21 protein-coding genes are annotated in these 18,932 nt (G+C 61.2%); 10 read left to right on the top strand and 11 right to left on the bottom strand.

The window, feature by feature from the left end; translation table 11 throughout:
* Window positions 1-46: 46 nt before the first annotated feature.
* The 3 genes from QNH97_RS20935 to QNH97_RS20925 all read right to left on the bottom strand — a co-directional run bounded on the left by QNH97_RS20935 (window position 47) and on the right by QNH97_RS20925 (window position 1,718).
* The gene (locus QNH97_RS20935; protein ID WP_025214971.1) at window positions 47-604 is read right to left on the bottom strand and encodes a Smr/MutS family protein; all 558 of its coding nucleotides are present in this window, start codon (window positions 602-604) and stop codon (window positions 47-49) included.
* A 74-nt stretch (window positions 605-678) separates the two neighbouring features.
* On the bottom strand, window positions 679-999 hold the full coding sequence (locus tag QNH97_RS20930) for a hypothetical protein (protein WP_283553722.1): 321 nt from the start codon (window positions 997-999) through the stop codon (window positions 679-681).
* 128 nt (window positions 1,000-1,127) lie between these two features.
* Window positions 1,128-1,718 carry a cysteine hydrolase family protein gene (locus QNH97_RS20925; RefSeq protein WP_283553721.1) on the bottom strand — a complete coding sequence of 197 codons (591 nt, stop codon included), beginning with the start codon at window positions 1,716-1,718 and terminating at the stop codon, window positions 1,128-1,130.
* Between the two features lie 255 nt (window positions 1,719-1,973).
* Between QNH97_RS20925 and prmB the strand changes: the two genes are divergently transcribed.
* Window positions 1,974-2,882 carry a 50S ribosomal protein L3 N(5)-glutamine methyltransferase gene (prmB, locus tag QNH97_RS20920; protein ID WP_283553720.1) on the top strand — a complete coding sequence of 303 codons (909 nt, stop codon included), beginning with the start codon at window positions 1,974-1,976 and terminating at the stop codon, window positions 2,880-2,882.
* Window positions 2,883-3,084: 202 nt separating this feature from the next.
* Here prmB and QNH97_RS20915 read toward each other — a convergent pair whose 3' ends face one another.
* The gene (locus tag QNH97_RS20915; protein WP_283553719.1) at window positions 3,085-3,873 is read right to left on the bottom strand and encodes a hypothetical protein; all 789 of its coding nucleotides are present in this window, start codon (window positions 3,871-3,873) and stop codon (window positions 3,085-3,087) included.
* Window positions 3,874-3,982: 109 nt separating this feature from the next.
* Window positions 3,983-4,948, bottom strand: coding sequence for an alpha/beta hydrolase (locus QNH97_RS20910; protein WP_283557521.1), 966 nt, complete (start codon window positions 4,946-4,948; stop codon window positions 3,983-3,985).
* Between the two features lie 142 nt (window positions 4,949-5,090).
* Here QNH97_RS20910 and aroC point away from each other — a divergent pair, with 142 nt between their 5' ends.
* Genes aroC through mtnC form a run of 5 tightly spaced genes read left to right on the top strand, consistent with a single transcriptional unit; the run spans window position 5,091 to window position 9,231 of the window.
* Window positions 5,091-6,182, top strand: coding sequence for a chorismate synthase (gene aroC / locus QNH97_RS20905; protein ID WP_283553718.1), 1,092 nt, complete (start codon window positions 5,091-5,093; stop codon window positions 6,180-6,182).
* A gap of 34 nt (window positions 6,183-6,216) precedes the next feature.
* The gene (locus tag QNH97_RS20900; RefSeq protein WP_283553717.1) at window positions 6,217-7,362 is read left to right on the top strand and encodes an MFS transporter; all 1,146 of its coding nucleotides are present in this window, start codon (window positions 6,217-6,219) and stop codon (window positions 7,360-7,362) included.
* The gene (locus tag QNH97_RS20895) at window positions 7,359-7,979 is read left to right on the top strand and encodes a methylthioribulose 1-phosphate dehydratase (RefSeq protein WP_283553716.1); all 621 of its coding nucleotides are present in this window, start codon (window positions 7,359-7,361) and stop codon (window positions 7,977-7,979) included. The genes QNH97_RS20900 and QNH97_RS20895 overlap by 4 nt, the downstream gene beginning before the upstream one ends.
* A gap of 18 nt (window positions 7,980-7,997) precedes the next feature.
* On the top strand, window positions 7,998-8,543 hold the full coding sequence (locus QNH97_RS20890; RefSeq protein ID WP_123415875.1) for a 1,2-dihydroxy-3-keto-5-methylthiopentene dioxygenase: 546 nt from the start codon (window positions 7,998-8,000) through the stop codon (window positions 8,541-8,543).
* 4 nt (window positions 8,544-8,547) lie between these two features.
* Window positions 8,548-9,231 carry an acireductone synthase gene (gene mtnC / locus QNH97_RS20885; RefSeq protein WP_283553715.1) on the top strand — a complete coding sequence of 228 codons (684 nt, stop codon included), beginning with the start codon at window positions 8,548-8,550 and terminating at the stop codon, window positions 9,229-9,231.
* A gap of 73 nt (window positions 9,232-9,304) precedes the next feature.
* On the opposite strand, the gene QNH97_RS20880 is transcribed toward mtnC, so the two are convergent.
* Window positions 9,305-9,583 (bottom strand): DUF3509 domain-containing protein, encoded by a 279-nt coding sequence (locus QNH97_RS20880; protein ID WP_283553714.1) that lies wholly within the window; start codon window positions 9,581-9,583, stop codon window positions 9,305-9,307.
* Between the two features lie 360 nt (window positions 9,584-9,943).
* On the opposite strand from QNH97_RS20880, the gene QNH97_RS20875 reads away from it, so the two are divergent.
* The 4 genes from QNH97_RS20875 to QNH97_RS20860 all read left to right on the top strand — a co-directional run bounded on the left by QNH97_RS20875 (window position 9,944) and on the right by QNH97_RS20860 (window position 13,413).
* A complete protein-coding gene (locus QNH97_RS20875; protein WP_283553713.1) occupies window positions 9,944-11,770 on the top strand; it encodes a long-chain-acyl-CoA synthetase in 1,827 nt (608 codons plus the stop codon).
* Window positions 11,771-11,864: 94 nt separating this feature from the next.
* Window positions 11,865-12,383, top strand: a complete 519-nt coding sequence (locus QNH97_RS20870; protein ID WP_283553712.1) for an ankyrin repeat domain-containing protein — start codon at window positions 11,865-11,867, stop codon at window positions 12,381-12,383.
* Window positions 12,384-12,619: 236 nt separating this feature from the next.
* A complete protein-coding gene (locus QNH97_RS20865; protein ID WP_283553711.1) occupies window positions 12,620-13,150 on the top strand; it encodes a hypothetical protein in 531 nt (176 codons plus the stop codon).
* A gap of 71 nt (window positions 13,151-13,221) precedes the next feature.
* The gene (locus QNH97_RS20860) at window positions 13,222-13,413 is read left to right on the top strand and encodes a PLDc N-terminal domain-containing protein (RefSeq protein WP_003223221.1); all 192 of its coding nucleotides are present in this window, start codon (window positions 13,222-13,224) and stop codon (window positions 13,411-13,413) included.
* Window positions 13,414-13,471: 58 nt separating this feature from the next.
* On the opposite strand, the gene QNH97_RS20855 is transcribed toward QNH97_RS20860, so the two are convergent.
* The 5 genes from QNH97_RS20855 to hyi form a co-directional block, all read right to left on the bottom strand.
* Window positions 13,472-14,677 carry an MFS transporter gene (locus tag QNH97_RS20855; RefSeq protein ID WP_283553710.1) on the bottom strand — a complete coding sequence of 402 codons (1,206 nt, stop codon included), beginning with the start codon at window positions 14,675-14,677 and terminating at the stop codon, window positions 13,472-13,474.
* A gap of 226 nt (window positions 14,678-14,903) precedes the next feature.
* The gene (locus QNH97_RS20850; RefSeq protein WP_283553709.1) at window positions 14,904-15,902 is read right to left on the bottom strand and encodes a sulfate ABC transporter substrate-binding protein; all 999 of its coding nucleotides are present in this window, start codon (window positions 15,900-15,902) and stop codon (window positions 14,904-14,906) included.
* 93 nt (window positions 15,903-15,995) lie between these two features.
* Window positions 15,996-16,820 carry an ion transporter gene (locus QNH97_RS20845; RefSeq protein WP_283553708.1) on the bottom strand — a complete coding sequence of 275 codons (825 nt, stop codon included), beginning with the start codon at window positions 16,818-16,820 and terminating at the stop codon, window positions 15,996-15,998.
* A gap of 230 nt (window positions 16,821-17,050) precedes the next feature.
* Window positions 17,051-17,941 carry a 2-hydroxy-3-oxopropionate reductase gene (locus QNH97_RS20840; RefSeq protein ID WP_283553707.1) on the bottom strand — a complete coding sequence of 297 codons (891 nt, stop codon included), beginning with the start codon at window positions 17,939-17,941 and terminating at the stop codon, window positions 17,051-17,053.
* A 158-nt stretch (window positions 17,942-18,099) separates the two neighbouring features.
* Window positions 18,100-18,882, bottom strand: a complete 783-nt coding sequence (gene hyi / locus QNH97_RS20835) for a hydroxypyruvate isomerase (protein WP_283553706.1) — start codon at window positions 18,880-18,882, stop codon at window positions 18,100-18,102.
* Between the last annotated feature and the right edge of the window lie 50 nt (window positions 18,883-18,932).

The raw sequence follows: 18,932 nt of genomic DNA, 5'->3' as shown, positions 1-18,932 counted from the left end.
AAGGGTACGGTGGCGGACACGGCGCTGCAAGCTCGGCAATCGGGCGCTACTCGTCGCGGCCTTCCATCATGGTGCGCTTGAGCATCACGTACACCGCGCCGGCTCCGCCGTGTTTCGCCTGGCAGGAGGTGAAGCCCAGCACTTGCGGGTGCTGGCGCAACCAGGTGTTGACGTGGCTCTTGATCATCGGGCGCTTGCCGTCCAGTCGCACGGCTTTGCCGTGGGTGACGCGTACGCAGCGGATTTCGAACTTGGTGGCTTCGGCCAGGAACGCCCAAAGGGTTTCCCGGGCCTTTTCCACGGTCATGCCGTGCAGGTCCAGGCTGCCTTCGAAGGGGATCTGGCCGACCTTCAGCTTGCGCATCTGGCTTTCCTGGACACCGTCGCGCGCCCACATCAACTCGTCTTCCGGTCCTACGTCGATCACGAACTGATCGGACAAACCGTCTACGGTCGTGGCGTCGGTGCGCACGGTGGCGGCTTGGCGCAGCTTGGCGATCTGTGCGCGATCGGCCTTGGGTTTGCCGGTTTCGGCGCGATCGTGCTTGATCGGTTTTACGCCCTGGATCGCACTCTTGAACAGGGAAAAGTCGTCGTCTTGCATGTCAGCCTCCGCGAAGGCCGGCCAGTTTACCCAACTACTGGCGGATCAGGCGCGACAAAACGTCGGATGGCGGGTCAGTCGTGTTTTTTCATCAGGTGTGGAGCCATGGCCAGCTCCAGGGATTGGCGGGCGCGACGGCGGCAGCGGCGCCAGAGCCAGACGCCCAGCAGCAGTACGAGAAGACCGACTGCCAGAATGATCGCCGAACCGAGCGGGGTGGCATTCAGGTCGCCCAGTGCGGGTGGGCGACCCAGCAGGCTGGCGACACCGGCCATCGCCAGCAGGACGCCGAGCGTTGCCAGGAGCGCAGCGATCGCTGCGCCGAAACGAAAACGCCAGTTGCTCGGGCCTTTGGGCCGCAAGCGACGTGCGTCAAAACCATCGGATAACTTCATTCCGACCTTCCTCAATGGGTATCGGCCCTTCGACCGGAAGATGTTCGGGTTGTTCCTGACCCTACGGCAATTGCGGCAAATGAGAGGCTTTTGCGGATGAGCGGCGTAGCAGCCGCCCATCCGGGGTTTCAGATGAAGTCGCGGGTCAGGGCCAGGGTGGCGAAGTTGTCCGCCATGATCGCCATTTCGGTCTGCTGCACTTGCTCGGCGCTGAGTACGCCGCCCTTGTGCGGCAGGTCGCGGGTGGCGCAGGCGTCTTCCACCAGGGTGCAGCGAAAGCCCAGGTTCTTGGCGGCGCGCACGGTGGTGCTGACGCTGGAGTGGCTCATGAACCCGCAGACGATCAGGTCCAGGGGGCCGAGGTCTTCCAGGCGCTTTTTCAACTCGGTACCGTGGAAGGCGCTGGGTAGCAGCTTTTCGATCACGGTTTCGTCGCCCTGGGGCTCGAGGCCCGGAATGAATTCCCCGCGTTCGCCCTGCGGATCGAACAGCCCGCCATGGGTGCCCAAGTGGCGCACATGCACGATCGGCCGGTTGGCGGCACGGGCTGCGCCGAGCAATTGCTTGATGTTCCCGACGGCCGCATCCATGCCACTCAAGGCCAGGGGGCCGGCGAGGTATTCTTTCTGGGCATCGATGATGATCAGCGTCGCTTGACTCAGATTGGCCGCCGCATAACCACGGCCGCTGAGTTGAAACATCGTTTTTGGAACGGACATTCTGGGGCTCCTTCGAGTGGGGCTTTTGCGACATTGTCCTCTGGCTGAGCGGTTCTGTGAATCGCTTCCATCGCAAGGGCCGCCGTTGCTGGCCTACAGCCTTGTCAAGATGCTCGCCTTGTTCAATGGGTGTCGCAAAAAACGGACAAATCCTACGTTTAGCCCGGCGTTTTTCCTTCGTCTTTGAGCCCTGTTTTGGTGGGGCGGCGTTTGGCTGGTAGACTCGCCAGTCGTTTTTTTCTGGAGTTTGCCGCCGTGATCACTTCCCGCCTTCGTACCCTGCGCGACCATATCCGTTGGGCCGTCAGTCGTTTCCACGGGGAGGATCTGTTTTTCGGCCATGGCACCGACAACGCGTGGGATGAAGCCCGCCAACTGGTGTTGGGTGCACTGCATTTGCCCTGGGAAATTGCCGATAGCTATCTGGATTGCCGTCTCGAAGACGAAGAACTGGTGCATGTGCAGCGTTTGCTGCGCCGGCGCATCGCAGAACGCATTCCGACGGCCTACCTGTTGGGTGAAGCCTGGTTCTGCGGGATGTCGTTCATTGTCGATGAGCGCGTGCTTATTCCGCGCTCGCCCATCGGTGAGCTGATCGAAAAACGTTTTGAGCCTTGGCTGGGCCAGGAACCTGCACGGATTCTCGACCTCTGCACCGGTTCCGGCTGCATCGGTATCGCCTGCGCGTTTGAATTCCCCGAGGCCGAAGTGGTGCTGGCCGACCTGTCGTTCGAAGCACTGGAAGTGGCCAACCAGAACATCGAACGTCACGGTGTCGACGAGCGCGTGTTTACCGTCCAGGGCGACGGCTTCGAAGGATTGCCGGGGCAACGTTTCGACCTGATCGTGTCGAACCCGCCCTACGTCGATGCGGAAGATTTCGCCGACATGCCGCAAGAGTACCAGCATGAGCCGGAGCTGGGCCTGGCCTGTGGCGATGACGGCTTGAACCTGGTCCGTCGGATGCTGGCCGAGGCGGCCGATCATCTGACCGAGAAGGGGTTGTTGATTGTCGAGGTGGGCAACAGCCAGGTGCACGTCGAGGCGCTGTACCCGGAAGTCGATTTCGCCTGGCTGGACTTCGAGCGCGGCGGGCACGGGGTGTTCATGCTCAGTGCCGAGCAGTGCCGCCAGCATCAGGGGGTGTTTGCTTCGCGGGTTTGATCAGATCGACGGTGAACGGCTTTCGTGGCGAGGGAGCTTGCTCCCGCTGGGCCGCGAAGCGGCCCCGAAAACCCGGGCATCGTGATTTTTCAGGCCAATCGCATCCGCCGCATTTACGACTGCTGCGCAGCCGAGCGGGAGCAAGCTCCCTCGCCACAGGGTGCATGTCCCCCGGGCCACACAGGGCGCATGCCGCCCTCAATCAGTGCCGAGTGGCAATCCAGATCAGCAACCCCGCCTGGAACATGGCAAAGGCCACCAGACACGTAATGGTGAAGCGCAGGCCAGCGTCTTCGCGCTTGAACTTGGTGACCTTTTCTTCCTGCTTCTTGAGTTTGACTTCCTGTTCCGCCAGGTTCTGCTCGGCTTGTTGGAGCATCTGCGCGGCTTCGAGGATTTCCACGAACTGCAGCTTTTCGGTGTTCCAGTCCCCCAGCAGATTGCCAACCTGGGCGGGCTTGACGCTGCCTTTGAGGTGCTGGGCGTCGGCGTAGACCACCTCGAAGCCGTGGGCCTTCATGAAGTGGTCGCGGCGTAGGCGGGTGTCTTCGTTCAGTGCATCTTTATTGTTCAGGTCGGCGCCGTCCACCCGGTAGCTCGACCAGCGCTTCTTCGCCCAGGTGATGCCCTGGGCGGCCAGGAAACGACCGATGCCACGGTTCATGGGCTCGACTTGCAGGCTGTCCGGAGAAAAGTACAGGCGTTTTTCGACGTGATCGGCCCAGACGTCCAGATGATTCTGTTCCTTGCGCACCCGCTGGCCCGGCAGTTGAATACTCATGCGCAGCAAGCTGCGCTCTTTGCTGTGGCGCTCGGCGTAGCTGAATTCGACAAAGCGCAGCGGCCGCGCACCCGTGGCGCGGTCGGTCTTGAGCGGTGCCAGGCGGAGCATTTTGTGATGCTCTGCGTGTACATCCGCCCAAGGGTGCTCCACAGCTGGAGCGGCGGGCGTTTCGTCGGCGGTGACGGGTGAAGTTTCAGTTTCAGTCATAACGGCAAAAATCCTGTCCAGGCCGGCCCTCGGCAGCCATTGCGCTGTCCGACACCGGGTTATCGGCCGTTTTTGCCGGGACTGGAGAGCCAGTTGCCACTAAAACCGCTTAATGGGCGGCTAACGCGCCAATAAAATTCAGGATATGCGTGCCGAGTTCAGCGGCCAGGGGCAAGTTGGGATCCTTGTAGGAGGCCAATTGCCGTTTCACGTCGTTGGGCACGATGCGCATGACGTGGTTCATGCCTTCGATCAACGCCAGCTCAGCGTCGGGCTTGGCGGCTTTCAATTGCCTGGCGTCATCGACACTGACCTGGATGTCATGGCTGCCCTGGATGATCAACGCCGGCATCTTCAGCGCTGCGAAGGCTCGGGCCGGGTCCTGGCGGAACAGCGAGATCAGGTAAGGCTGCACACTGGGACGGAAAATGACTTGCAGTTGCGCTGGCACGTTTTCATCGAGCCGTCCGGCCTTGAGGCTGTCGAGCAACTCATTGCTGCGCAACATCAACGGCGCTGGCAGGCGGCTGCTCAACTGTTGACGCAGTACCTGATCGATTGGCCGGGCGCTGCCGGACACCGAAATCACCGCGGCGGCGTTGGCCTGCGGGGCGGCGAGGCTGGCGATCAACGCGCCTTCGCTGTGCCCCAGGATAACCAAGGGGCCCAGCCGCGGGTCGGCGGCGAGTTTGTGGCTCCAGGCCACGGCATCCGCCACGTAGGCCTCGACGCTCAGGTTGCGTTCGTCCGGTGTCGCCGCGAGGCTGGCGGCCACCCCGCGTTTGTCATAGCGCACGCTGGCGATGTTGTGCTTGGCCAGCACCCAGGCCAGGCGCTTGAGGCTGTCGTTGCGGCCACCGTCGGGGTTGTTTCCGTCGCGATCCGTAGGACCTGACCCGGAAATGATCAGGACAACCGGCACCGGTGTGTCGGACTTGGGCAGCAACAGCGAACCGAAAAGCTCACCGCTGCCTGTATCAAGGCTGATGGGACGTTGCAGCACCGTGGCCTGGACGAGGCCGGGAAGCAGGCCGGTAAGCAGGGTAAGACTCAAGGCAAGCACTCTTAACATCATCACGCCATTAGTTGCGAAGGTGCCGGTTGGACTGGCGGGCACCGATAAGGTTCGAGGATGAACTACTCGGGGAGCCTGCGTATACTGGCGCCCATTACGAATCCAAGGTTGAGTCTCTCAGCGAATTCACGGAGCACCCTGCATGTCCGGCAATACCTACGGCAAGCTGTTCAGCGTTACCACCGCAGGCGAAAGCCATGGCCCGGCGTTGGTCGCCATTGTCGACGGCTGCCCGCCCGGCCTGGAGATCTCCCTGGACGACCTGCAGCGTGACCTGGACCGCCGCAAGCCCGGCACCAGCCGCCACACCACCCAGCGCCAGGAAGCCGATGAAGTCGAAATCCTCTCTGGCGTGTTCGAAGGGCGTACCACCGGCTGCGCCATCGGCCTGCTGATTCGCAACACCGACCAGAAGTCCAAGGACTACTCGGCCATCAAGGACCTGTTCCGCCCGGCCCACGCCGACTACACCTACCACCACAAATACGGTGAGCGCGACTACCGTGGCGGCGGTCGCAGTTCGGCCCGGGAAACCGCCATGCGCGTGGCGGCCGGGGCGATTGCCAAGAAGTACCTGGCCAGCCAGGGCATCGTGATTCGTGGCTACATGAGCCAGCTAGGACCTATCGAAATCCCGTTCAAGACCTGGGATTCGGTGGAGCAGAACGCCTTTTTCTGTCCCGATCCGGACAAGGTGCCGGAGCTCGAGGCCTACATGGACCAACTGCGCCGTGACCAGGATTCGGTTGGCGCGAAGATCACCGTGGTGGCCGAAGGCGTGAGGCCCGGCCTGGGCGAGCCGATCTTCGACCGCCTCGATGCCGAGCTGGCCCACGCGCTGATGAGCATCAACGCCGTGAAGGGCGTGGAAATCGGCGCCGGTTTCGCCTGTGTTGCCCAGCGTGGCACCGAGCACCGCGACGAACTGACCCCGCAAGGTTTTCTGAGCAATAACGCCGGCGGCATCCTCGGCGGCATTTCCTCGGGCCAGCCGATCGTGGCGCACCTGGCCTTGAAGCCGACGTCCAGCATCACCACGCCGGGCCGTTCCATCGACATTCATGGCAACCCGGTGGACGTCATCACCAAGGGTCGTCACGATCCATGCGTCGGCATCCGGGCCACGCCCATCGCCGAGGCAATGATGGCGATCGTGCTGATGGATCACCTGCTGCGTCATCGCGGCCAGAACGCCGACGTACGGGTCAGCACTCCGGTGCTGGGCCAGCTTTGATGGTTGGCCTGCCGACCGCCGTGGCCTGACGACCATGGCGGCACTGCCGTACTGGCGGCTCTCCAGTTTTTACCTGTTCTATTTCGCGCTGCTCGGTTCGACGGCGCCGTTCCTGGCGCTGTACTTCGATCACCTGGGGTTCAACGCAGCGCGCATCGGCGAGCTGGTGGCGATTCCCATGCTGATGCGCTGCGTGGCACCGAACATCTGGGGCTGGCTGGGGGACTACACCGGTCAGCGCCTGGCGATCGTGCGGTTTGGCGCGATCTGTACGCTGTTGACCTTCTCGCTGATCTTCATCGATAAAAGCTACGCCTGGCTGGCGATGGTCATGGCGCTGCACGCGTTCTTCTGGCACGCGGTGCTGCCGCAGTTCGAAGTCATCACCCTGGCCCACTTGAGCGGGCAAACCTCGCGCTACAGCCAGGTCCGCTTGTGGGGTTCCATTGGCTTCATCATCACCGTGGTTGTGTTGGGCCGATTGTTCGAATGGCTGAGCCTGGACATTTATCCGCTGGCGCTGGTGCTGATCATGGCCGGCATCGTGTTCGCCAGCTTCTGGGTGCCCAATGCCCAACCGGTGCAGGGGCCACGGGTGGCAGGGGACGGTTTTTTGCGGCAACTGCGCAACCCAGGCGTACTGGCGTTCTACACGTGTGTCGGCCTGATGCAGGTCAGCCATGGACCGTATTACACCTTCCTGACCCTGCACCTTGAGCATTTGGGCTACAGCCGCGGGTTGATCGGGTTGCTCTGGGCCGTCGGCGTGGTGGCCGAAGTGCTGATCTTCCTGCTGATGAGCCGGATCCTCGCGCGGTTCTCCGTGCGCCGGGTCCTGCTGGTGAGTTTTTTACTGGCGGCGTTGCGCTGGCTGCTGCTGGGGTCGCTGGCTGAGTTTCCCTGGGTGCTGCTGTTTGCCCAGGTGTTGCACGCGGCGACCTTCGGCAGCTTTCACGCGGCTGCCATTCATTTCGTGCAACGTAGCTTCGGCCCCCGCCAGCAAGGCCAGGGCCAGGCGCTGTATGCGGCGCTGGCCGGCACGGGCGGGGCCTTGGGGGCGTTGTATTCCGGCTACAGCTGGAATGCCCTGGGCGCCACGTGGACTTTCAGCATCGCCAGCCTCGCAGCCTTCGCTGCAGCCGTTATCATTGCCACACGTATGCAAGAGGACAGGCCATGAGCCTTACCCGTGAACAGCTCGCCCGGGAAATCATCGACGCCGGGCGTTTTTTATATGGCCGCGGCTGGTCCCCGGCCACCAGCAGCAATTATTCGACCCGGCTTGCCCCTGACCAGGCGTTGCTGACTGTGTCCGGCAAGCACAAGGGGCAACTGGGCCCGGACGATGTGCTGGCCACTGACCTGGACGGTAACAGCCTGGAACCGGGCAAGAAACCGTCCGCTGAAACCCTGCTGCACACCCAGCTGTATCGCTGGCGGCCGCAGATCGGTGCCGTGCTGCACACCCATTCGGTGAACGCCACGGTGTTGTCGCGCCTGACCGCCGAAGCCTTCATCGACTTCGAAGACTACGAATTGCAAAAGGCCTTCAGCGGTATTTCGACTCACGAATCCCGGGTCCGTGTGCCGATTTTCGACAATGACCAGGACATCGCGCGCCTGGCCGCCAAAGTGCAGCCCTGGCTCGAGGCGCATCCCGATTGCGTCGGTTATCTTATTCGCGGTCACGGCCTCTACACCTGGGGGCCGGGCATGAACGATGCACTGCGCCAGATCGAAGCGTTCGAGTTCCTGTTCGAGTGCGAGCTCAAGACCCGCGCACTCCTGAACCGTTAATTTGCTGGAGCCATAGCCATGAGCAGCCTGTCCGTCTACCACGTCTCAAGCCCTGACATCCCGAACAAGGTGCTGACCCATTTTGAAGACATCGCCTCGACCCTGGCCGAGAAAGGCGTTCGCTTCGACCGTTGGGAAGCCGCGACGAAAATCCAGCCCGGCGCCAGCCAGGACGAGGTCATTGCCGCTTACCAGAGCCAGATCGACCGCCTGATGACTGAGCGAGGCTATGTCACGGTCGATGTCATCAGCCTCAACAGCGATCACCCGCAAAAAGCCGAGCTGCGCGCCAAGTTCCTCGATGAACATCGCCATGGTGAAGACGAAGTACGATTTTTCGTCGCCGGTCGTGGCTTGTTTACCTTGCACATCGATGATTACGTCTACGCCGTGCTGTGCGAAAAGAACGACCTGATCTCGGTGCCTGCCGGCACGCCCCACTGGTTCGACATGGGCGAGCATCCGCATTTCGTGGCCATCCGCCTGTTCAACAACCCGGAAGGCTGGGTCGCGAAGTTCACCGGCGATGACATCGCCAGCCGCTTCCCGCGCCTGGAGGATTGAGCCGATGCCGATCAAAGCCATCCTCACCGATATCGAAGGCACCACCAGCGCCGTGAGTTTCGTGTTTGACGTGCTGTTTCCCTATGCCGCCGGACATTTGCCGGATTTCGTCCGGCAGAACGCCGAGCGCGCTGACGTGGTCGAGCAACTGGCCGCTGTGCGCCAAGACAGTGGAGAAGCAGACGCGGACGTCGAGCGCGTCATTGCGATCCTGCTGGGCTGGATCGCCGAGGACCGCAAGGCCACACCGCTCAAGGCGTTGCAGGGAATGGTCTGGGAGCAGGGGTATCAAGCCGGGACGTTGAAAGGCCACGTTTACCCGGACGCCGTGCAAGCGCTCCAGCACTGGCACCAGGAAGGTTTCCGGCTGTTCGTTTATTCCTCGGGCTCGATCCAGGCGCAGAAGCTGATTTTCGGTTGTTCCGAGGCCGGCGATCTGACGCCGTTGTTCAGCGGGTATTTCGACACCACGTCGGGGCCCAAGCGGGACGCGCAGTCTTACCAGCGCATCAGCGAGGCGGTGGGCGTTGCAGCGGGGGAGATTCTATTTTTGTCCGACATCGTCCAGGAGCTGGACGCGGCCCGCGATGCGGGGATGGCAACCTGCGGCGTGGCCCGGGAGGGCGGTGAGTTGGCAGGGCATGTGACTGTGGGCAGTTTCGCCCGAATCGATCCTTCACGCTTTTGAAGCCATTCGGCGACGAAACGAAATCAGGCCATGGCGTTATCAGCGCCATGGCCTGATTCAAGACACTGCGCTATCAGGCGCTGTGGTAGGTCGGCAGGGCGAAGCGATGTTGGCTCTGCAGCAGCGTGATCTGTGGCAATTCGCTGGCCTGTTCAGCCAGGTCGCGACGGATTGCACTGATCACCCAAGACAATTGGTCACCGGCGTGCAACTGCGCGTAAGAAATCGAGCGTTTCAACTGTTTGCCTTCGTTATTGCGCAGTGTCAGCAGGATACCGCCATCCGGGCGAGCCTGCGTGGTCACTTCGTAGTTGGAAAACAGGGACGAGAATTTTTCTTGAATCATGTTCATATTTGACTGCTCCATGGTTTTGATGGCAAACCGTGAAGGGGTAGTTGCAGTGTCTGTGCCAGCCTCAGTTAGTATTTAAAATCCTTTAAAAACAATCAGTTAATAATTAACTGCTTTTTTGCTTTCGTGCATCTTGCATGAATGGCCATCGTGCATCCTGCATTTTGCGTGGTCCGGCAATCTTTTTTGGAACCATTTGATCATTGGGCGCTCATGCTCCGCCTGTCCTGGGCTGCGGATACAAAACATTGCAAAAACCGCATGTACAGCGCCGGAATCGCTGGCGTACTTTCGATCCACAATCACCTCCAGCCTGATAACAAGAACCGAGACCCACGAGGTCAAACGGGGAAAATCACCATGAGTCGTACACCCAGCGACGCCATTACCTGGGGCATGATGCTGCGCAAGCTGCCCACCCTTGCCAGAGCCGTTCCCCGAATCATCAAAGGCATGAAACTCGCCAACGTCCAGGACCCGACCCAGCCCTGCGGACTGGGTTGGTGTTTCGAACAGGCCGCGCAACGCAATCCACAGGGCCCTGCATTGCTGTGCGGCGACGCGGTATGGAGTTATGCACAGGTCAACGAGCAGGCCAATCGCATCGCCCACTGCTTATTGGCGCAGGGCATCGGCAAAGGCGACTGCATCGCGATTTTCATCGAGAACCGTCCACAATTGCTGATCACGGTATTGGCGGTGGCGAAGGTCGGCGCGGTCAGCGCCATGCTCAACACCTCGCAAACGGGCGATGCACTGGTGCACAGCCTCGCCTTGGTGGCGCCGGTCGCCGTGGTGGTGGGGGAGGAGCGGGTCGCCGTGTTCAACGAGGTGCGCGGCCGAACCGCACTGCCAAGCGCTCGAACCTGGTGGGTAGCCGATCAGGACAGCGCCGATGCGCCTCCCGGTTTTGTCGACCTGTTCAGTCGCAGTAGCGATTATCCAGGCGATAACCCGGTCAGCAGCCAACAGGTCTTCTTCAACGATCCGTGCCTGTATCTCTACACCTCGGGCACCACTGGGCTGCCCAAGGCCGGGGTATTTCGCCACGGGCGCTGGATGCGCACCTCCACCAGTTTCGGCCTGATCGCCCTGGACATGCAGCCCGATGACATCGTCTATTGCACCTTGCCGCTGTACCACGCCACGGGCCTGTGCGTGTGCTGGGGCGCGGCGATCTGTGGCGCATCGGGGTTTGCGATCCGGCGCAAGTTCAGTGCCAGTCAGTTCTGGAGCGATGTGCGCCGCTACCGGGCGACCAGCCTGGGTTATGTCGGAGAGTTGTGTCGCTACCTGATCGACCAGCCTGCCAGTCCCGAAGACCGCCACCATGGGGTGACGAAGATGATCGGCAATGGCCTGCGTCCGGGGGCCTGGTCAACGTTCAAGACGCGCTTCGGCATCGACCATATCTGCGAGCTGTACGCGGCCAGCGACGGCAATATCGGCTTCACCAACGTGCTGAATTTCGACAACACCGTCGGGTTTTCACTGATGGGTTGGGAATTGGTGCAGTACGACCACGACAGCGCAACGCCACTGCGCAACCTGCAAGGGCGGATGCAGAAAGTGCCCAGGGGGGAGCCGGGCCTGTTACTGGCGCGGATCGACGACAAGGCGCCGCTGGACGGTTACACCGATCCAGCCAAGACCGAGAAAACCATCTATCGGGATGTCTTTGCGCCTGGCGACCGCTATTTCAACACCGGTGATCTGTTGCGCAACATTGGCTTTGGCCATGGGCAGTTCGTCGACCGCCTCGGCGACACTTACCGCTGGAAGGGCGAAAACGTCTCCACTACGGAAGTCGAAAACGTGCTGCTGCAACACCCGCAGGTGTCCGAGGCGGTGGCCTATGGCGTCGAGATCAATGGCACCAACGGCCGCGCCGGCATGGCGGCGATCACCCCGGCGGAGTCCCTGGCGATGCTGGATTTCAGTGAGCTGTTGCAGTTCCTGCAACGCAAACTACCCGCCTATGCGGTGCCGCTGTTCCTGCGCATCAAGGTGAAAATGGACACCACCGGCACCTTCAAGTATCAGAAAACCCGCCTCAGGGCCGAAGCCTTCGACCCTTGTGTCATGGGCGATGAGCCGGTCTTCGCCTGGCTACCAGGCACCGAAACCTACGTGCGGGTAGACCGGCAACTGGCGACGCAGATCCAGGGCGGGCAGTACCGCTATTGATTCTGACTATGGGCGGTGCAGATAAAAAAGGGATGACAGGTACCGACTCCCTCGGGAAACTAGCCGCTTTGCAAAGACTTGAGTGGAGTTTCCGATGTCCGATACAAGCCGCCAGATGACCCCGGAAGAGGCTGCGGAGTTTGCCGAGCAGGTGTTCAACGTCGCGCGCCAGGGCGACGCCGCCATGATGGCCGCCTTGCTGAGCAAAGGCCTGCCGCCGAACCTGCGTAATCACAAGGGCGACACCTTGCTGATGCTGGCCGCGTACCACGGGCATGTGGAAACCGTGAAAGTGCTGCTGGAACACAAGGCCGATCCGGAAGTGCGCAACGACAACGGCCAGAGCCCGATTGCCGGCGCGGCGTTCAAGGGCGACTTGGCGGTGGTCACGGCGCTGGTGGAGGGCGGTGCCCAGGTGGAAGGTTCCTCCTTCGATGGCCGCACCGCGCTGATGATGGCTGCGATGTTCAATCGAGTGGAAATCGTCGATTACCTGATCAGCAAAGGCGCCGACCCGAAAGCCAAGGATGCCAACGGCGTCACGGCCCTGGATGCGGCCAAGACCATGGGAGCGGTGGATACCACGGCGCAGTTGGAGAAGTTGTTGGGTTGAGCGCTCAGGCGCCGGTCGCTTTTGACTCTGTGGCGAGGGAGCTTGCTCCCGCTGGGCTGCGAAGCAGCCCCAAATTCAGCCACCGCGACCTGTCAGGTTTACCCTGTTCAGCGGATCTACGACTGCTTCGCAGCCGAGCGGGAGCAAGCTCCCTCGCCACGGGTGCCTGACTCGGGCAATGTGAATGCGCTATCCTGCGCGCCCTCAAAACCCCAATTCACCACAGGATCCACCCCATGAAAGCCGCACTCGTCGAACTCATCAGCAAAATCAGCTCCGGCTGCCTGGGCGATGAGGACATTGCGAAAATCGCTGACGAAGCGGCCCAGGCCTACGCTGATCCGTTGGCTTTCCTGGCGGCCAACCCCGACATCAACTACGACGACTCCTTCCCGATTCCACTGGGCGAATGGGTGGTGGTGGGCAGCCTGCCAGACACCGTGCTGTTCCAGGCCGACACCTACGTTGATCTGTTCGAGCAGATCGTCGCCTCGTTCGGCCCCGGCGTGGCGTTCAATCTCAAGCCCAAGCAACTGGCGAAAACCGAAGCCCTCACGGCGCTCAACCGCATCCAGATCCAGATGGGCAGCCTGAACAAGGAAAACGGTGGCTACGTGCTGTTGAACTTCAGCCAGTTGCTCGACGATGAATTGCAAATGGTGCTGGTGTACGGCAACGACCTGCCGCGGGTGCTGGAACTGTGTGCCGAAATCGGCATCGCCGCCGCGCCGGCCCTGGAAGCCCTCAAAGTCGCCGTCCACGTCTGAAGCAATAAAACGGAACCCTGGCCGATGGCCCGCTATCCTAAGTGTGCCTACCACCATTTGGGAGCGACACCATGGGTTCCACCTTCAACGGCCTGATCGGCCTGATCATCCTGGCGCTCGATATCTGGGCGATCATCAATGTGCTCAAGAGTGGCGCTGAAACCGGGATGAAAATCCTCTGGGTGCTGCTGATCATTCTGCTGCCAGTGTTGGGCTTGATCATTTGGGCAATTGCCGGGCCGCGAGGCAATGTGCGGATCTGACCGTCAATAAAAAAGCCCGGTAGCCATGGCTGCCGGGCATTGTTTGCTGCGTCGATGTTCAAGCCGTCGCCAGGGACTGTTTCTGCGAGGCGCTCAAAAAACGCAACAAAGCCAACAGTGGGAAGGCACTGCCGACGATTACCACCCACAACCAGCCGCCGTGTTCGTACACCGCGCTGGCAATCGATGAGCCGAACGCGCCACCGACGAAGATGCTGGTCATGTACAACGCGTTCAACCGGCTGCGACTCTTGGCATCGAGGGCGTAGATGGTGCGCTGGCCCAGGACCATGTTCATTTGCACACAGAAATCCAGGACCACGCCGGTCACGGCCAGGCCGATGACGCTGTAGAGCGGATGAATGAATGCCGGCAGGAAACTCAGGCTGGCAAACACCATTGCCAACAGCGAGGCAATGCGAGTATGGCCAGCGTCCGCCAGGCGACCGGCGATGGGCGCGGCGATGGCGCCGATGGCTCCGACCAGGGCGAACAGGGCGATTTCAGTCTGGGACAGGCCATGGTTGCGGGACAGCTCCAGCGGCACGGCGGTCCAGAACAGGCTGAACGTGGCGAACATACAGGCTTGGTAAAACGCCCGTTGACGCAACTGCGGTTGTTGACGCAGCAGGGTGCCGAGCGAGCCCAGCAGTTGGCCATAGGAGGCGCTGTGGTCGGGTTGGCGCTTGGGCACGGTCAGCGCCAGGACGATGCTGATCGCGGCCATCAATACGGCGGCGATCATGAACATCGCCCGCCAGCCGAAGTGATCGGCCACCACGCTTGAGATCGGCCGCGCCAGCAGGATCCCCAGCAACAGGCCGCCCATGATCCCACCGACGACCCGCCCCCGGGATTCTTCCGGCGCCAGGTGCGCAGCCAGGGGAATCAGCACTTGCACTGACACCGAACTGAAACCCACCAGCAGCGAAACCAGCAGGAATACGTTCGGCTGATCGGTGAACGCCGCCGCCAGCAAACTGGCAATCGCCACCACGGTGGTGAGGATCATCAGGCGGCGGTTTTCCAGCAAGTCCCCCAGTGGTACCAGGAAAAACAGGCCCAGGGCATAACCGATCTGGGTCAGTGAGACGATCAGGCTGGCCATGGTGCTGCTGAGGCCGACGTCGGGGGCGATCAGTTCGATGATGGGTTGGGCGTAGTAGATGTTGGCGACGATGGCGCCGCAGCAGAAGGCGAACAGCAGGACCATGCCTCGGGTCAGGCTTGTGCCGGCGGGCACGGCGGCGGGGTGGGCACTCATGGCAATCTCATCGGTAGCTGGAAAAGGATGGCGTGAGGCTAAAGAGTTGTGGCGCTCTGGAACAGGCTTTGTAGCTGATATCAGACATGCTTGTCGTTGATGGTTGCGGCGAACACTGTATGTGTGGCGAGGGAGCTTGCTCCCGCTCGGTTGCGCAGCAACCGCAAAAAGATGGGGCCGCTACGCAGCCCAGCGGGAGCAAGCTCCCTCGCCACCCAAAGCCTCTTTATTGCCCGCTATAGATCTGGTCGAAAACCCCACCATCATTGAAGTGAGTCTTCTGCACCGTGCGCCAGTCGCCGAAGGTCTTTTCCACTGACAGGAAATCCACTTTCGGGAAGCGGTCGGTGTATTTGGCCAGTACGGCCGGGTCCCGTGGGCGCAGGTAGTTGGCGGCGGCGATTTCCTGGCCTTCGGGCGACCACAGGTATTTGAGGTACGCCTCGGCGGCTTCGCGGGAGCCTTTTTTCTCGACCACTTTGTCGACCACGGTCACCGGTGGCTCGGCTTCGGCGGAGACGCTCGGGTAGACCACTTCGAACTGGTCGCGACCGAACTCGCGGGCGATCATCTCGGCTTCGTTTTCAAAGGTCACCAGCACATCGCCGATCTGGTTGGTCATGAAGGTGGTCGTTGCGGCGCGGCCACCGGTGTCCAGCACGGGCGCCTGTTTGAACAGCTTGCCGACGAAGTCCTTGGCCTTGCTTTCGTCGCCGCCATTCTTCAGCACATAACCCCAGGCCGACAGGTAGGTGTAGCGGCCGTTGCCGGAGGTTTTCGGGTTGGGCACGATTACTTGCACGCCGTCCTTGAGCAGGTCCGGCCAGTCTTTCAGCGCCTTGGGGTTGCCCTTGCGGACGATGAATACCGTGGCCGAGGTGAACGGCGCACTGTTGTTCGGCAGGCGGGTGACCCAGTTCTCGGGCACCAGTTTGCCGTTGTCCGCCAGGGCGTTGATGTCGGTGGCCATGTTCATGGTGATGACATCCGCCGGCAACCCGTCGATCACCGAACGCGCCTGCTTGCTGGAGCCGCCGAAGGACATCTGCACGGTGATGTTTTCGTTGTGTTCGGCTTGCCAGTGCTTTTGGAAGGCTGCGTTGTAGTCTTTGTAGAAATCGCGCATCACGTCGTAAGAGACGTTAAGCAGGGTCGGGGCGGCGTGGGCCAGGCTGCCGAAGGTCAGGCCGGCGACGAGAAGAGAGGCGCCAAAGAAGTTCTTCACTGCGAATTCCTTTTTATTGAATGGGGTTCCGGGCGGTTAGCCAGCACACTAATGGCAAGCTTATAGGCCTTCAAGCATTAAAAGGTGCTTTGCTTATTCCAATTTCTTAAACAATGCATTGCCACACCGGGAGCAAAAAGCCGCCCCGTGATCATGGTTGTTTTTGCTGCACACCGGGCAATCATGCTTGAGTTGGTCGCCGCGCATGGCGGTGGCCAGTTCAGCGGTGAAAATGCCGGTGGGCACAGCGATGATCGAGTAACCCGTGATCATCACCAAGGACGAAACCACCTGGCCCAGTGGCGTCTTGGGCACGATATCGCCGAAGCCCACCGTGGTCAGTGTCACGATAGCCCAATAGATGCCCTTGGGAATGCTGGTGAAACCATTGCCGGGGCCTTCGATGACGTACATCAAGGTGCCGAATACGGTCACCAGGGTCGATACGCTGACCAGGAACACGATAATTTTCTGCTTGCTCCCCCGCAGCGCCGCCACCAGGTAGTTGGCCTGCTTGAGATAAGGGCTGAGCTTGAGCACCCGGAAGATCCGCAGCATACGGATGATGCGAACGATCAGCAGGTACTGGGCGTCGCTGTAGTACAGCGCCAGGATGCCCGGCACGATCGCCAGCAGGTCCACCAGGCCGTAGAAACTGAAGGCATAGCGCAACGGCTTGGGTGAGCAGTACAGGCGCAGGCCGTATTCCACAATGAAGATAAAGGTGAAGCCCCATTCGATGGCGGCCAACAGGGTGGCGTAGTTTTTGTGCACGCTGTCGATGCTGTCGAGCATCACGATCACCAGGCTGGCGAGGATGATCAACAACAGGATGCTGTCGAAGCGTCGACCGCCCACGGTGTCGGTCTGGAAAATCATGACGTAGAGACGTTCACGCCAGTTGTTGCTGCTGTCCATAATCTTCGCCTGAACCAGGAATCAGCGAAGCCTAGGGTGATTGCCCCGCAGAGTGCAAGGCGCAGCGTCGAGGCTGGCCTGGATCAGCCAGCAGGCCAGGGTGAACGAGGCGGTTAATGGCCGAGGCCCAGGGCGTGGGTGGTCCTCGCCCGCAAGTTGTGCCGGGTGGCATTCGCCCTGATGAAAAAACAGAGCGAATACTTACCCAAAGGCATTTAAAGGCTGGGGGATCAGTGATCGCGAATCGAAAAGTTGGCCATGTGTTCCAGGCCCTTGATCAGCGCCGAATGGTCCCAGTGGCTGCCGCCAATGGCTGCGCAGGTGCTGAACACTTGCTGGGCGTTGGCGGTGTTGGGCAAGTTGATGTTCAGCTCCTTGGCACCTTGCAGGGCCAGGTTCAGGTCCTTCTGGTGCAGGCTGATGCGAAAACCCGGGTCGAAGGTGCCCTTGATCATGCGTTCGCCATGCACTTCCAGGATCTTCGACGAAGCGAAGCCGCCCATCAGCGCTTCGCGGACCTTGGCCGGATCGGCGCCGTTTTTCGCAGCGAACAACAGGGCTTCGGCCACGGCCTGGATGTTCAGGGCGACGATGATCTGGTTGGCGACCTTGGCGGTCTGGCCGTCGCCGTTGCCGCCCACCAGGGTGATGTTCTTGCCCATGGCCTGGAACAGCGGCAGGGCGCGTTCGAAGGCGGCGCTGTCGCCCCCGACCATGATGCTCAGGGTCGCGGCCTTGGCGCCGACTTCACCGCCGGAGACCGGGGCATCGAGGTACTGCGCACCTTTTTCGTTGATCTTCGCCGCAAACGCTTTGGTGGCGGTGGGGGAGATCGAACTCATGTCGATCACCACCTTGCCTGGCCCGACGCCAGCCGCCACGCCATCGGCGCGGAACAACACGTCTTCGACCTGCGGGGTGTCCGGGACCATGACGATGATGAACTCGGCTTCCTGGGCCACTTCCTTCGGGTCGGCCAACGCCACCGCGCCACTGGCCAACAGGTCGGCCGGGGCAGGATCGTGGTGCTGGGACAGGAACAGGCTGTGCCCGGCCTTTTGCAGGTTCAGCGCCATGGGGTGACCCATGATGCCGGTGCCGATGAATCCGATTTTAGCCATGGGAAAATCCTCTTGTTTTTATCGCTGCTTCAAGCAAATGAGTGAATGCTTTTCTGTGGGAGCGAGCTTGCTCGCGATGACGGTGTGTCAGCCCAAAAATGTGTGACTCCATTGACGCCATCGCGAGCAAGCTCGCTCCCACAGGGGAAAGAGTTGGATCAAATTGCGTTATGGGTCTTCAACCACCCCAATCCCGCTTCGGTGCTGGTCAGCGGCTTGTATTCGCAGCCGACCCAACCCTGGTAACCAATGCGGTCCAGGTGTTCGAACAGGAAGCGATAGTTGATCTCGCCCGTGCCCGGCTCGTTGCGCCCCGGGTTGTCCGCCAGTTGCACATGGTTGATTTCGCCCAGGTGCGCCGACAGGGTGCGGGCCAGGTCTCCCTCCATGATTTGCATGTGGTAGATGTCGTATTGCAGGAACAGGTTGGCGCTGCCCACCTGCTCGCGGATCGACAGGGCCTGGGCGGTGTTGTTCAGGTAAAAGCCGGGAATGTCGCGGGTGTTGATGGCTTCCATCACCAGCTTGATGCCTTTGCCTTGCAGCTTCTCGGCGGCGTACTTCAGGTTGGCGACGAAGGTTTTCTCCACCAGGGTTTCACTGCAGTTCTGCGGACGAATCCCGGACAGGCAGTTGACCTGGGTGTTGCCCAGCACCTGGGCATAGGCGATTGCCAAGTCGACCCCGGCGCGGAACTCTTCGACCCGGTCCGGCAGGCAGGCGATGCCACGCTCGCCCTTGGCCCAATCGCCGGCGGGCAGATTGAACAGCACCTGGGTCAGGCCGTGGGTGTCGAGCAAGGCCTTGAGCTCGGCGGAGTTGTAGTCATAGGGGAACAGGTATTCGACACCCCTGAAACCGGCCTTGGCGGCCGCTTCGAAACGGGCGAGGAAATCCAGCTCGGTGAAGAGCATGGACAGGTTGGCGGCGAAACGCGGCATGGTGGTCTCCTGTAAATAGTTGGCAGGCCCCCCGTGGGAGCGAGCTTGCT

This window comes from Pseudomonas sp. G2-4 (assembly GCF_030064125.1).
Taxonomy (GTDB): domain Bacteria; phylum Pseudomonadota; class Gammaproteobacteria; order Pseudomonadales; family Pseudomonadaceae; genus Aquipseudomonas.
Note: the sequence above shows the minus strand (reverse complement) of the source record. Positions and strands in the feature narration are given on the sequence as shown.

Coding starts and splice junctions, on each gene's coding strand:
- QNH97_RS20935 (WP_025214971.1), bottom strand. CDS start 604: ATGCAAGACGACGACTTTTCCCTGTTCAAGAGTGCGATCCAGGGCGTA.
- QNH97_RS20930 (WP_283553722.1), bottom strand. CDS start 999: ATGAAGTTATCCGATGGTTTTGACGCACGTCGCTTGCGGCCCAAAGGC.
- QNH97_RS20925 (WP_283553721.1), bottom strand. CDS start 1,718: ATGTCCGTTCCAAAAACGATGTTTCAACTCAGCGGCCGTGGTTATGCG.
- QNH97_RS20915 (WP_283553719.1), bottom strand. CDS start 3,873: ATGACTGAAACTGAAACTTCACCCGTCACCGCCGACGAAACGCCCGCC.
- QNH97_RS20910 (WP_283557521.1), bottom strand. CDS start 4,948: ATGATGTTAAGAGTGCTTGCCTTGAGTCTTACCCTGCTTACCGGCCTG.
- aroC (WP_283553718.1), top strand. CDS start 5,091: ATGTCCGGCAATACCTACGGCAAGCTGTTCAGCGTTACCACCGCAGGC.
- QNH97_RS20900 (WP_283553717.1), top strand. CDS start 6,217: ATGGCGGCACTGCCGTACTGGCGGCTCTCCAGTTTTTACCTGTTCTAT.
- QNH97_RS20895 (WP_283553716.1), top strand. CDS start 7,359: ATGAGCCTTACCCGTGAACAGCTCGCCCGGGAAATCATCGACGCCGGG.
- QNH97_RS20890 (WP_123415875.1), top strand. CDS start 7,998: ATGAGCAGCCTGTCCGTCTACCACGTCTCAAGCCCTGACATCCCGAAC.
- mtnC (WP_283553715.1), top strand. CDS start 8,548: ATGCCGATCAAAGCCATCCTCACCGATATCGAAGGCACCACCAGCGCC.
- QNH97_RS20880 (WP_283553714.1), bottom strand. CDS start 9,583: ATGAACATGATTCAAGAAAAATTCTCGTCCCTGTTTTCCAACTACGAA.
- QNH97_RS20875 (WP_283553713.1), top strand. CDS start 9,944: ATGAGTCGTACACCCAGCGACGCCATTACCTGGGGCATGATGCTGCGC.
- QNH97_RS20870 (WP_283553712.1), top strand. CDS start 11,865: ATGTCCGATACAAGCCGCCAGATGACCCCGGAAGAGGCTGCGGAGTTT.
- QNH97_RS20865 (WP_283553711.1), top strand. CDS start 12,620: ATGAAAGCCGCACTCGTCGAACTCATCAGCAAAATCAGCTCCGGCTGC.
- QNH97_RS20860 (WP_003223221.1), top strand. CDS start 13,222: ATGGGTTCCACCTTCAACGGCCTGATCGGCCTGATCATCCTGGCGCTC.
- QNH97_RS20855 (WP_283553710.1), bottom strand. CDS start 14,677: ATGAGTGCCCACCCCGCCGCCGTGCCCGCCGGCACAAGCCTGACCCGA.
- QNH97_RS20845 (WP_283553708.1), bottom strand. CDS start 16,820: ATGGACAGCAGCAACAACTGGCGTGAACGTCTCTACGTCATGATTTTC.
- QNH97_RS20840 (WP_283553707.1), bottom strand. CDS start 17,941: ATGGCTAAAATCGGATTCATCGGCACCGGCATCATGGGTCACCCCATG.
- hyi (WP_283553706.1), bottom strand. CDS start 18,882: ATGCCGCGTTTCGCCGCCAACCTGTCCATGCTCTTCACCGAGCTGGAT.